The sequence below is a fragment of the Acinetobacter sp. DMC2 genome (assembly GCF_056314305.1).
In genome coordinates, this window is sequence record NZ_JBQUYP010000007.1 from 59,579 (window position 1) to 73,336 (window position 13,758).

Below are 13,758 nucleotides of genomic sequence, written 5' to 3' on the forward strand. Positions count from 1 at the left end.
CTTTAAAGTAATAAGGGCCAAATTAAATTTTGGCCCTTATTACTTTAAAGATAATTTTCTAATTTAACAGAAATTTTCTCTTCAATTTTATGGTTTTTACGCATAAAAGGCATACCTGAAAGGTAGCTTTCAATAGAGATTTCATAATTAGAGGTTTCAAAATTAAAATGATATTTTTCAGTAAATTCATCATAATTTTGGCTAATTGATCCTCCCGCTATAAATCGTATTAGATCAGTCGTTTGAAATTTTTCTGCTTCCCATAAACTTTCAGTATGATCAAAATTTAATATCTCTCCGGAGGCTAATAAATTAATTATTTGATGTGCATGATGTACATAGATATTATTTTTGTTATAGCCAACAAGCATTCTATTGGCATTACATACTCCGTAAAATACTTTTATATCTGAGTTGTAGTGTTCAGACCATCCTAAATTTTCAAAAAGCTGCCTTAATTTATTCTTATCTTCTAGTTCGCTTTTGGCTCTTTCTAGTTGAAAAAATGCATGTTGAATATGATCATATATATTCCTTAACTCATGGCTATTAACAGGGAGATATGGGTTTTTACATTCAAAAATGAATAATGAATTATCTTTCAAGGCAAGGAAATCTAATTCAAAATTTGAAAATTCAAAATCTGTTTTGACTAAAAAATTTTGAGCTTGAAAGCATTTCTGCATTTCTACAACCATTTGATCTTTGTTAACTTCTTCTGAAGCATCAATTGAAAAAGAGAACTTATTATGAATGCAAATTCTTCTTATAAGATCGGAATTGAAAGATGTAGCATTTAATATCAAATATTCTAAATCATTAATTTTTAAAATAGGTGTATATTGAAGGTCTACATGATGATTTTCTTTGTTAATATCCAAAGTAATTGGTGATAAAAAATCGTCAAGCTCATCTATACTATTTATTATACCAATATAATTGAGAATATGTTTAAGTTGCTCTTTCGAAATTATTGATAAAAGTGAGTTGGATAAAATTTGATCGGCATTTGGTAATTTATCTGAATTTTCGTGGTAAGCAATTTGTAACGCATAGTTAGATAGATTAAATATTTTACTTAAATTAAGATAATTCATAACTGAATAATTATTATGAATTATAGTTTTAGATATTTCATCTATAGAGGTTATCTTATTGAAAAGATAATTCTCATAATATATTTGAGAAAATTTTACTAAATCTTCAAGGTGAAGTTTTTGAGGAGAATATTCTTTAGTTTTAAAAAAATTTAATGGAATTTTTATTAAAAATCTATCAGGATTTTTTGCGATTATATAAGGTTTAAATTCTGAGTCTTCACTAGAGCTGATATCTTTTAAAATTTCGTAAAGACTTTTAAATTCTAAAAAGTTATCTTTTTTAAATTTGCTGAAAGTCTCGACTGCATTTGATAGTCTTTTTTGATCTGAAAGAAAATATCCAATTCTTTTTTGTCTTTCAAATATACCGCCATTAATATAAATTTTATTATTTATATTGATTGCTTGATATTCAAATACACCAACATCAATTTCGATTTCCTTGTATTTGTTTATTTTATATGCAGAAGATAAGGCTTCTTTAATATCATGATTGCAATCAGGTAAGGAGTTTAAGTTTGCAGTTGGTATAAGCCCTTTAATATTAGAGTCAATATAAATACTTACAATAGTAGAAATACTATTGCAAATCTCTTCAGGAGAGTAAAAATTAGATTTTATTACCATTTCTTCAATACAATTATAGCTATGAAAAAATAATGGGTTTATTGTGTTGATAATGAAGGTATGATCGCAATTATTTAAAACTATTCTTAATGCCTGATCATCCATTAAAAATTGTACAATTTTTTCATATTCGTTTTTAATATCATCTGATAATATTAAAATATTTGTAACTGAGTTAAAATAGCTTGAATATAAGTTAATGTTTATTGAGTTTAAGAATTCTTTTAGATTATGTATAATTTCCAATAAAGGTTGGAAATTATAATCATATTTGGAGCTTCTAAAAACTCCTATTGATTTAACATAAGTATGTCCCAATGGATGGTTTTCACTTAAGTAAATTAATTTAAGGAAATCAAAAGCTGACTCTGTATTGCCGATAGAAATTTCATTAATAATTTCTTTACATATTTTTTCATAAGTCTTTTTTTGTTTTTTTAGACTTTTAGGTAGTTTTTCATTTATTAGTTCTTTTATAACTAACATTCTTTCATTTGTTAAAATTTCATCAGCAATAGCATTTTTTAAATCATAAATAATTTGCATATCTAAACTCTAATTTAAAAGTATTAATTTCAATAGTTTTATATTACTTGACCCGCATATAGTATCTAAGCTACTCTAAATTTACCACCCACATGGTGGTCGAGTTTGGTCGCTCGTTTAGAAACATATGGTAGACAGCCGCTACTAGCGGATTTTTTTTGTCTATAATTCGGTGCACCCGTTGTTATGGTGGATCGGATGGGGAGGCTAACGCCTGCCGTTTTACCTGTGTTTCACGGTCGACCAACCCCGTTCGGTCTGCCACCCTAGTTTGGTCGCTGGGATGGCATAGAAAAACCAAACACAGGTGAATAGAACTATGACTCCATTATTAAAAGCTGTTAATAAGCCAACGAACTCAGAAGACTTACTTCAAACAGTCAGCGACTCTCTTTCTAAACTAGAACACTACCTCTCAGCTCTGTCACGTATGCACTTTGACGATGACCTTCATAGTGATGAGTTCAACGCCATCATGTGTGGACTACACCTACAGGTCCACGAGATCTGCCAGCAAATCAAAGCCTGACTAAAATCTGGAGAGAATGGGCCAAAGTTGCTCATTCTCCTTCAGCGCGGGCGGTTGTCCCCCCACCACACCTGGGCAGTAAATATGTCGAATACTCTACAAAAAATCAGCCACCCACAATTGTGGGTAAAACGGCTGTAGATATGGCATACGTTAGAGCAAAACCACACAAAATTGATTCTGCATTTTTCTACACGGTTTCCTCAAATTTCTACAGAAAGAAAATCATTGAAAAGATGTATCCCAAAACAGGCTTTTTAAAATCAAAATAAAAAATCTGAAATTAGGTAACACACACCTAAAACTATATGTAAATACATGAATTAATTGATAAAAAGCTGTCACAAAGAAAGGTAACATTAGGGAACAGATTAAGTAACATGGTTATTAAGTTATTGATAAATATCAATTTGTTTAGTAACGCTCTGTTACCTGAAAAGTGGGTAACTTGTCACCTAGATGTTACTTAAATGTCACTTTATAAAATTAATTAAATAATTATATTATTCATATATTTAGATACTATTTTCTAAATCTGTTACTTTTGTTACCTGTTTTTTTTGTCATTAGAAATTTTGAGTTTTCATCATTTTGACGCTTCTTTTGATGCTTTATAAAAATCACCATAAATCGTACCTTCTTCCACATTTACCCACATTTATTTGATTAAACCACTGTTATTCAATTCTTTTCAGACCCCGACCCTCGGGACCATATTCAGAATCGTAAGATTCTACGAAAACCCCTAAGCTAACGGCTTAGGGGTTTTTTTGTTGGGTTAAAATAACTGCCTATCAATTATAATTTTATCTTTTAGTGTTAATTCTTAATTTATAGAAAGGTTAGATTTCTTATGAAATTTCATTTGGGAGCTAACTTGTGAAAATAAGTGATGATCTATAATTTTGGTGGAATAAATAGATCTGTCTTTCATTCAAAGTCTTGAGCTGTAAATTTTGATTAGAATATAAAAGACAAGATAGGGTATATGATTTAGGTAGAATTATTTTCTACTTATTATTTTACAATTAGAGAGTAAATCATGAATAAAAAAGTTATAGGGGTAATCTTCGGATTAATCATTTTGATTTTTGGGTATTTATACGCTTCGCCTTATATCATCTTAAATAGTATTAAGAATGCATTGAAAGAGAATGATAGTGAAAAGGTTTCTGCTTATATTGACTATACAAGTGTACGCCAAAGTCTGAAAGATCAGATGAATGCTTATATGTTAAAAGAGATCACAGCTAAAGAAACTAATGGTTGGGAAGCTTTAGGTGCAATGATGGTTTCAACTTTGGCCGAAAAGATGGTCGATGCAATAGTAACACCTGAAGGTATGACCTTGATGCTGCAAGGGAAGGATCTTAGAAAAAGTTTAACTGGTAGTAAAGAGGAAGAAGATACGCATAAAGAAAGAACAGATACCTCAAAGATAGAATACAGAACTCGGTACTTATCAATGAGTATGTTTGAGGTAACTTTTAAAAATAAAGAGAATGGTTCGGATGTGAAAATCATTATGGAGCGTGATGGTTTAAGCTGGAAAATAAAAAAGATTGTTTTGCCCATGGATGAGATAAACCCTAAACAAAAACTAGAGCCGACAACGATTCCTACAGTAGAAAAAATACCAGAATCTGAAACTCCATCAATGATAGAACCAAAGACAACGTTTAATTTCTCTGGTGTACAGAAGGGGGCGAAACTTGAATCTTGTTATCATGATCCATGTTCAATTATTCGGGTTATGGAGTTCAAGTTAATAAAGCAAACACCCACTGAATCAAATATTGAGTTAACAGTTGTAGGTGGTAGTCAAGGCTGGGATGCTAAAAAAATAGAATGGAACCATGAAGCTCATAAAATCCAGATTCAATGCTCTATCACTAAGCCAACATTACAGATTGAAGATGAGGTAACAATAATACCTTTAAGTGATTCTGGGGTGCCTGGAGTATTATGGTCAGATGCCGAAACTTACATGCAAGCATGCCATAATTACACTGGGGACATGGGAGCTGGCATTCAACAGTATGGTTATAATGTACAAGATAGTTAAATTATTAATAAAATAGTAATCTGAAAAAGGCCAGTTTATTGGCCTTTTTTTAAACAATAGTTTTAATCGGCTTTTAAAAAATTCTGAACTCGCATTTCTAACATCTTACAACTCTTTACCTTCAAACATTTGTTGTATTTTTCTAAAACATACCCACTTTATGTATCTGAAAACCTTTAATTGAAACTTCACATTTCTATTTCGAAAAGAACGTTGCTCTTTTTATGTACTGTGTTAAAGTTTGTAGTAGATCATAATGATTATAAGTACATTTTTTAAGAGCGTTTCCGACCAAAAACGACAAAATCTGTGAGGCGGGCAATGACATTCCAGCGTTTAGAACTAAATCAGGTTGAGCAGTTAAGTGCTTGTAGAATCTCTCTGTTGCTTGGATTAAATGCCGAGCAGAACTACATTGAGCAATTTTTTCGGTTTAGTCTTCGACTTTTGAAGTGTAAAAAAGCCTTATTAACTTTTAATCAAGAACCTTACTTTTGGCATCGTTGCCCCGAAGGTATGACGGCAATTTCTTTTAAGCCTTCGAAACATTTAAAGCAGTGCTTTGCGAAACAACAGGTGATTAATCACTCACATCCTTCTTATCAAAACTTAACCAACTATTTAAAAGAACTAAACATCGAGTGCAGCAGGGCATTGGCCGTGCATCTTTTGCATCCTGATAAAACCTCTATGGGCTTTGCTGTCTTTTTCGATGACGATGCAGCAACGTTTGAAGATGACGATATTCAATTGCTGCTCGATTACTGTTCTACTTTTATGCAGCAAGTCGAATTAAAGTTTAACTATGAAGAGTTAAACGAACTCTATGAACAACAAGTTGCGATTAACTCAAGTAAAACCAAATTTTTCTCGATTATTTCACATGACTTACGAGCGCCGTTTCATGGGTTGCTCGGATTTTCTGAAGTATTGGCTAAAGAACGTGAAACCTTAGATGAATCTAGTATTCAAAATATTGCAGATTATTTATATGACACTTCACAATCGACCTATAACTTGCTTGAAAGTTTACTAACATGGGCGATGGCAGAGGGTGGGCGTTTTGTTTATCACCCAATTAACTTTAAACTTAGACAAGTCAGCAATATTGTTTGCGATGTTTTGCGTACTTTAGCGTTGAAAAAAAATATTGAACTAGTCAATGATGTTCCAGATGATTTAAATATCTATGCCGATATCAATATGATGACCTCTGTAATTCAAAACTTGGTATCAAATGCGCTGAAATTTACCGACATTGATGGATCCGGAAAAGTCTTTATTGAAGCTAGGCAAGCTGACAAAAATATAGAAATAACCGTGCGAGACACTGGTTTAGGCATGACCGAAAAACAAATGACAAATTTGTTCCATCCACGTATTACAGCTAGCTTTAAAGGAACTGCTGGTGAAAAAGGTGCGGGTTTAGGTTTGAGCCTTTGTAAGCGTTTTGTCGAGATTAATCAGGGACAAATTAATGTCAGCTCCAAAGAAGGGGTAGGAACGACATTTAAAGTTTTACTACCTTCGGCTCAAGAAAGTCATGAGGCGCTTACCGAACATCACTCTTCATCGGAAGCAAAATTAGTCTAATCCCTTTTCCTACCACTACTCGAACTGCTATAACTAAAAACAGAGTACGAGGAAAAGAGCTTTTTTATATGAATGCGGAGCAGTTACAAAAAACATTGCGTGCTAGTCAGTACGCAGAACAAGTTTTAGGTTTGCATCAAGCTGTTTTAGAACAAGATTATCAAATAGATCAATTTGCTGCACCGCTCTCGACCGAACAGATTTATCAATTTGTACAAACCACATTAGATGGAATTGGTGATGAAACGCTTTGGATGCGTGGATTGCGTATTTTACGTAGTCGATTAATGTTCCGCTGGATCTGGCAGGATGCCAATCAGCTTACCGATGTTGTCACACTTACTCGCGAACTTTCTGATTTTGCCGATGCCAGTATTTGTGCAGCAAAGGATTTTGCGCGTCTAGCACTTGTGGCGAAACATGGGGAACCGTTAAGTTATTCTGGCAAAGTCCAAGACTTGATTGTGGTTGCCATGGGTAAACTTGGTGCTCAAGAGCTTAACTTGTCGAGTGATATCGATTTAATTTTTGCCTTTGATGAGCAAGGCGAAACCAATGGCCGCAAATGTATTGATGTACAGCAGTTCTGTATTTTGTGGGGACAAAAACTCATTTATTTACTTGAGCACATTACTGCTGATGGTTTTGTGTTTCGGGTTGATATGCGCTTGCGTCCTTGGGGAGATGGCTCGGCATTAGCAATTAGTCACGCAGCTTTAGAAAAATATTTAAGTCAGCATGGTCGTGAGTGGGAGCGTTATGCGTGGATTAAAGCGCGTGTTGTGACGGGAGGTAAAGAAGGACAAGACTTGTTGGAAATGACACGTCCTTTTGTATTCCGTCGTTATGTCGACTACACCGCTTTTGCCGCGATGCGTGACATGAAAGCGATGATTGAGCGTGAAGTTCTGCGTCGTCATATTGAGGATGATATTAAACTCGGGGCAGGTGGTATTCGCGAAATTGAGTTTATTGTTCAAGTCTTCCAGCTTATTTACGGCGGCTCTAAACGTGAGCTTCAAGACCGTCAGTGTTTAGTCAGCCTTGAACACATTGGTGAAGCGGGTTTATTAGAAAGACAAGCTGTTTTAGAACTTGAAGATGCTTATCTATTTTTGCGCCGTGTTGAACATGCGATTCAAGCCCTCAATGATCAACAAACACAACTGTTGCCAGAAGAAGTAGACCTAAGACAGCGTATTATCGACACCTTGGGTTTTGCGAGTTGGGATGAGTTTATTGATGTTCTTAACGAGAAACGTCAAAAAGTTAAAGTTCAATTTAAGCAGCTCATTGAAGATACAAGTTCCAATGCCGCAACTGAAAACTTTGGACAGTTAGAGCAGCAGTTAGATGAAGTGTTGGATGACAATGCGAAAAATCTGATTCATGAATTCTGGCACGGTCACGCACTCAAAAAATTACCTTCAAATGCTGTCCAGCGTTTAAAAACATTCTGGCCTCATTTAATTGAAGTAATCTTACAGTCAGAACAACCTCAAACTGCGCTTTTGCGCTTAATGCCGCTGATTGAATCAGTCATGCGCCGAACCGTGTACTTGGTGATGTTGATTGAAAGTAAAGGTGCATTGCAACGCTTAGTTAAAATGGCGACTGTAAGTCCTTGGATTTGTGAAGAGCTAACACAATATCCAGTACTGCTTGATGAGTTTTTATCGATGGGCTTTGAGTTACCAAAGCGTAAGGACTTAGAAGATTCATTACGTCAGCAATTGCTTCGTATTGAAATTGATCAAGTTGAAGACCAAATGCGAGCACTTCGACTGTTTAAAAAGAGCAATGTACTCACTGTTGCGGCAAGTGATGTGTTAGCTGAAAGCCCGCTAATGAAAGTATCTGATGCATTAACCGATATTGCTGAAGTGAGTGTTAATGCAACACTTCATTTAGCTTATCAGACCGTAGCAAAGCGTCATGGTTATCCATGTGATGTCGATGGAAAACGTTGCTCACTTGACTACAAAGCCTTTGCTGTTATTGGTTATGGCAAAGTAGGTGGGATTGAGCTTGGCTATGGTTCTGACTTGGACCTTGTCTTTATTCATTATCTAGATGAACAAGCAGATACGGATGGAACGAAGTCAATTAGTGGCTTTGAGTTTGCTATGCGTGTCGCTCAAAAGTTTATGTCACTCATGACCACTCAAACCCTAGATGGTCGTGTCTATGAAATTGATACGCGGTTAAGACCTTCAGGTGAGGCCGGTTTATTGGTGACAAGTCTTAAGGCTTACGAACACTATCAGTTGAAAAGTGCGTGGCTTTGGGAGCATCAGGCATTAGTACGTGCCCGCTCTATTGCAGGTGATGAGGTACTTTGCCAGAAATTTGAAATATTTCGACGCGAGATATTGACTCAATCTAGAGATGAGGCTTATGTTCGTGAGGAAGTGTTGAAAATGCGTCAGAAAATGAAAGACCACCTAGGTTCGTCTTCTGAACAAAAAAAACATGGTATTTTTCATTTAAAACAGGACGCAGGTGGTATCGTCGATATCGAATTTATGGCACAGTATGCTGTACTTGCATGGAGCGGGACGAAACCCGATCTCGCCCATTATTCTGATAATGTAAGAATATTAGAAGATGCTGCTAAAGCAGACTGCTTATCCAGTGAAGATGCCACAGCATTAATTCGAGCCTATCTTAGTGAACGTGCCGAAAGCCACCGTTTAGCCCTTGCAAATCAATCCATGCAAGTAAGCGCAGCGGACTGGCGTAGTACCCGTGCGGTCGTTTGCAATTTATGGCAAAGATTAATAGACCCAACCGCTTCGGTTGAGTTGGATAGTGAATGATTTTATAACAATTTGGAGTGTTCCATGAATTTGGCTGATCGTGATGGTTTTATTTGGCAAGATGGAAAATTAATTGATTGGCGTGATGCAAAGATTCACGTTTTAACCCATACATTACACTACAGTATGGGCGTATTTGAGGGTGTTCGTGCTTATGAAACGCCTAAAGGTACTGCAATTTTCCGTCTTCAAGACCACACAAAACGTTTGTTAAATTCAGCAAAAATTTATCAAATGAAAGTGCCGTATGATCAAGCCACGCTTGAACAAGCACAAATCGATGTTGTTCGTGAAAATAAATTAGCTTCTTGCTATTTACGTCCATTAATCTGGATCGGTTCAGAAAAACTTGGTATTGCAGCAACAAATAACACGATTCATGCCGCAGTTGCAGCATGGGCGTGGGGCGCATACCTTGGTGATGAAGCAATGGCGAATGGTATTCGTGTTAAAACTTCATCATTTACTCACCATCATCCAAACGTGACGATGTGTAAAGCAAAAGCATCTGGTAACTACACGTTGTCAATTCTTGCTCACCAAGAAGTTGCACATTCTGGTTATGACGAAGCAATGTTAATGGACCCACAAGGTTATGTGTGCCAAGGTTCTGGTGAAAACGTATTCTTAATTAAAGATGGTGTTTTACACACTCCAGATATCGCTGGTGGTGCGCTTGATGGTATTACACGTCAAACAGTAATGACGATTGCTAAAGATCTTGGTTATCAAGTTGTTGAGCGTCGTATTACACGTGATGAATTCTACATTGCAGACGAAGCATTCTTCACAGGTACTGCTGCGGAAGTAACGCCAATTCGTGAATACGATGACCGTCCAATTGGTACAGGTGGCCGTGGCCCAATTACTACTGAAATTCAAAAGACTTACTTTGATGCAGTTCAAGGTAGAAATCCGAAATATGAACACTGGTTAACTTACGTAAAATAAGTTAATCCGTTAACATAAAAAGGCGAACATAAGTTTCGCCTTTTTATTTTTGGCTTCGGGAGCTTTTATGCATATTGTCTATGTCTCTGATGGTAAGGCAGGGCACCGTTCACAAGCATTAGGCTTGTTTCAGGCAATGCAAAGACAACAGCCAGAAACAACTTTTGAAGAGATCCTTATTTCTGATTTGCCAATTATTTCTTTAATTCAGGCACTTTTCTCTTCAAAAAAATCGTTATTAAAAAAAACACCTGATTTTATATTTGGCGTGGGAAGCCACACACACTTTCGTGTCTGGTTACTTGGCAAAATTTTTAGAAAAGCCAAAACTATTATTTTGATGAAGCCTAACTTACCTATGGTTTGCTTTGATTACGCTGTTATTCCAGAACATGACGGTATTCACGCCGACAGCCATGTGATTGTCACACGTGGGGCATTAAATCCAATTCGTAATGAAAACCGCCATCAAAAAGACCGAATTTTAATTGCTTTAGGTGGTTCATCTAAACGACATCAATGGAACCAAAACAAAGTATTAAGCAGTGTTCAGAAAATTGTTGAGAATAATCCAGCCGCTGAGATTATTTTGACAACTTCACGCCGTACACCAGCAGAATTTATCGATACTTTAAGACAGCAAAGCTTTGCTGGGCATTTACAAATATTTCCAGTTGATCAAACACCTCAAGGCTGGATTTTTGAAGAAATGCAAAAAGCAGAAGCAGTTTGGGTAACAGAAGACAGCGTGTCTATGATTTTTGAGGCGCTTACCGCAGGTTGTCGAGTCGGTGTAATGGCAATGGACCGGTTGAAAGATGACCGGATTACCCACTCAGTTGATCAAATGTTAGAATCAAAATTAATTTCACAGCAGACTTGTGTTGTACAGTTACCACAACCTTATGCTTTTAAAGAAGCAGACCGTGTGGCAACATATCTTTTAGCGAAAAATTAAATTTTTTATTTTGAGTAAATAAATGAAAATATTGCATATTGCGAATTTTGGCTTTAATAAACAAGGCGCCCATTTTTACTGCACAGACCGTAAAATTTCTGCCGGATTAATTGAAAATGGCCATTTCGTTTATGATTTTAGTTTTCGTGACATGGCTCGTATGGGAACCATTTTTAAAACAAAAAAACTGGGTGCCAATTGGGCTAATAAAGAAGTTCTAAAGGTCGTTAATAATATTGAACCTGATCTAGTGCTGATTGGGCATAGTGACTTAATGAGTCCAGATGTTTTAAGACAGATTAAAGAAGCTTATCCAAATACTAAAATTGCATTTTGGTATGTTGACCCGCTTTATCTTGAAAGCAAACTCGACTTTGTTAAAGCATTCTCGCCATATTTAGATGCTATTTTCTGTACAACCGGTGGTGAATATCTACAAAAATTAAAACAGCCGCATTTAAGCGTAGCCTATCTACCAAATGTGGGTCACCGTAATGTAGAAACACTACAGCAATTTTCAAATGTGAATACGGATAAGACCTTTATTTTTTGTGGTGTGGTCTATAAAGAACCTGAGCGTGAGAAGTTCTTAAAGGACTTAGCAGATGCGTTGCAACAAGGCCATGTGAACTACCAATATTATGGTTGTTTTGAGCAACCGGGTGTTTACGGTAAAGCGTATTATAAAGTTCTATCTGAAACAAAAATGGGACTTAATTACTCACGCCGTAATGATGTAACTCTGTATAGTTCTGACCGTATTGTACAACTGACTGGTAATGGTTTATTGACTTTTAGCCCAAGAATTCCGGGCTTTGAGAAGCTCTACACTGAGCAGGAAGTGGTTTACTTTGACGATCAGTTTGACTTGGCCAAGAAGATCCAATTCTTTGATCAAAACCCAGATCAGGCTGAAAAAATAGCGAAAGAGGGCTGGGAGAAAACACGTAGATCTTTCAATGCTAAACGCATCACCCAATTTATGGTTGAAGTGACATTTAAGCAGGCCCTTTCAGAAGATTATGAATGGTCACATGAGGTTTATGCATGATGTGGTTTTTGTACGTTGCGGTAGGCCTACTAGCACTTGCTGCACTGTTATATGTGCTGGGTAATTATACTTTCTGGCTTCCGTTTCGTTCGAACAAACTACCGCGCGTTGTGATGTTGCATCAGGTTACACCTAAAGATGCAGCCTCTGGTATGAATATGCCTCCTGAAAAGTTTGAACAACTCTTACAGTTGTTGACACGTAAGGGGAGTACTTTTTGTTTTGTCTCTGAGCTTGAACAATATCGTAATCAAAAAAATGTCGTTGCTTTAAGTTTTGATGATGGCTTTATGGATAATTATCTTTATGCCTATCCATTACTTAAAAAATATAATGCAAAGGCAACCATTTATTTGGCGACGCAAATTGAAGGAATCGAAAAGCTAACTCATGAGCAAATTCATGAAATGGCGAATTCTGGTTTCATTGAATTTGGTGCGCACACCCAACACCATGTGAACTTACTTAAGCTTGACGATCAAACCGCTTATGATGAAATGCTTCAGTCTAAACGTGACGTTGAAGCATTAGTTGGGAAGTGCCCAAGCTTTGCCTATCCATTTGGTCGATTTAACGAAAAGCACCAGAAAATGGCTCAAGAGATTGGCTTTAAAAATGCTGTATCGACGCGTAAAAAAATCGAAGCTTACGAAGTAGTTAATCAATTTAATATTCCACGTGTCAGCACGCATGGTGCCATGAATGCTTTACAGATGCGTATCGCCCTTGCTAAAGGACGTTATAAGTTATGAATAAAATTCCATGTAGTGTCTATATTGTCACTTTAAATTGTGGTGCTTGGTTAGAGCGAACTTTGCAAAGTGTCAGTGAGTTTGATGAAGTTATTATTTTAGATTCGGGCAGTACTGATAATACTTATGAAATTGCTCAGAGTTTTGAAAATACTCAAATTTCTCATCAAGACTGGCAAGGCTATGCAGGGCAAAAAAGTTTGGCTCTAGCGAAATGCCGAAATGATTGGGTATTTAATTTAGATGGTGATGAAGTCTTATCTAACGAGTTAAAACAAGAAATTGTTGAGACCATTCAGCAAAATAAGCTTGATGCTTTAATTACACCGATTAATGATGTGTTTTTAGGTGTTCCCAACAGCAAACATACTAAAAAACATGCAAAGGTGCGTTTTTTCCGTAAGTCTAAAGGGCATTACGACCTTGCCAATAAGGTCCATGAAAATGTGATTGTAGAAGGTGATTCTCAGCGTGCTCAACATGATATTTATCATTATGGCGAGTCGAGCATTTTTGTTAAAGTCGAAAAAAATAACCAATATTCCAACCTCAAAGCATTAGAGAAATACCAAAAAGGAAAGTCTCCAAGTGTTGCAAAATTGGTTTTGGTAATGCCTGTGACTTTCATGAAGTCTTATTTTATTCGTCGTAGTTTCTTAAATGGTTGGCGTGGTTTCGTTAATAGTATGATCAACGCATTTTATGCTTTTCTAAAAGAAGCCAAACTATTTGAACAGACCATGAATAAAGATAAAAAATAAGTAGGC

General features: G+C 36.1%; 10 protein-coding genes. 9 read left to right on the forward strand and 1 reads right to left on the reverse strand.

The window, feature by feature from the left end; translation table 11 throughout:
• Positions 1–44: 44 nt before the first annotated feature.
• Positions 45–2,273, reverse strand: a complete 2,229-nt coding sequence (locus ACT53H_RS15545) for a hypothetical protein (protein WP_476009609.1) — start codon at positions 2,271–2,273, stop codon at positions 45–47.
• A gap of 319 nt (positions 2,274–2,592) precedes the next feature.
• Between ACT53H_RS15545 and ACT53H_RS15550 the strand changes: the two genes are divergently transcribed.
• The 9 genes from ACT53H_RS15550 (at position 2,593) to ACT53H_RS15590 (ending at position 13,752) form a co-directional block, all read left to right on the forward strand.
• Positions 2,593–2,802: a hypothetical protein gene (locus ACT53H_RS15550; RefSeq protein WP_476009694.1), complete on the forward strand. Its 210-nt coding sequence runs from the start codon at positions 2,593–2,595 to the stop codon at positions 2,800–2,802.
• 1,042 nt (positions 2,803–3,844) lie between these two features.
• On the forward strand, positions 3,845–4,867 hold the full coding sequence (locus ACT53H_RS15555) for a DUF2939 domain-containing protein (RefSeq protein WP_476009610.1): 1,023 nt from the start codon (positions 3,845–3,847) through the stop codon (positions 4,865–4,867).
• Between the two features lie 321 nt (positions 4,868–5,188).
• Entirely contained in the window at positions 5,189–6,460 is a 1,272-nt protein-coding gene (locus tag ACT53H_RS15560; protein ID WP_476009611.1) for a sensor histidine kinase, read from the forward strand.
• Positions 6,461–6,528: 68 nt separating this feature from the next.
• Positions 6,529–9,279 (forward strand): bifunctional [glutamate--ammonia ligase]-adenylyl-L-tyrosine phosphorylase/[glutamate--ammonia-ligase] adenylyltransferase, encoded by a 2,751-nt coding sequence (glnE, locus tag ACT53H_RS15565; RefSeq protein WP_476009612.1) that lies wholly within the window; start codon positions 6,529–6,531, stop codon positions 9,277–9,279.
• Between the two features lie 24 nt (positions 9,280–9,303).
• Positions 9,304–10,230, forward strand: a complete 927-nt coding sequence (locus ACT53H_RS15570) for a branched-chain amino acid transaminase (protein WP_004789093.1) — start codon at positions 9,304–9,306, stop codon at positions 10,228–10,230.
• A gap of 67 nt (positions 10,231–10,297) precedes the next feature.
• Positions 10,298–11,188 carry a mitochondrial fission ELM1 family protein gene (locus ACT53H_RS15575; protein ID WP_476009613.1) on the forward strand — a complete coding sequence of 297 codons (891 nt, stop codon included), beginning with the start codon at positions 10,298–10,300 and terminating at the stop codon, positions 11,186–11,188.
• A 22-nt stretch (positions 11,189–11,210) separates the two neighbouring features.
• On the forward strand, positions 11,211–12,239 hold the full coding sequence (locus ACT53H_RS15580) for a glycosyltransferase family protein (protein WP_476009614.1): 1,029 nt from the start codon (positions 11,211–11,213) through the stop codon (positions 12,237–12,239).
• On the forward strand, positions 12,236–12,991 hold the full coding sequence (locus ACT53H_RS15585) for a polysaccharide deacetylase family protein (RefSeq protein ID WP_476009615.1): 756 nt from the start codon (positions 12,236–12,238) through the stop codon (positions 12,989–12,991). Before ACT53H_RS15580 ends, ACT53H_RS15585 begins: the two co-directional genes overlap by 4 nt.
• Positions 12,988–13,752 carry a glycosyltransferase family 2 protein gene (locus ACT53H_RS15590; RefSeq protein ID WP_476009616.1) on the forward strand — a complete coding sequence of 255 codons (765 nt, stop codon included), beginning with the start codon at positions 12,988–12,990 and terminating at the stop codon, positions 13,750–13,752. The genes ACT53H_RS15585 and ACT53H_RS15590 overlap by 4 nt, the downstream gene beginning before the upstream one ends.
• Positions 13,753–13,758: the final 6 nt, after the last annotated feature.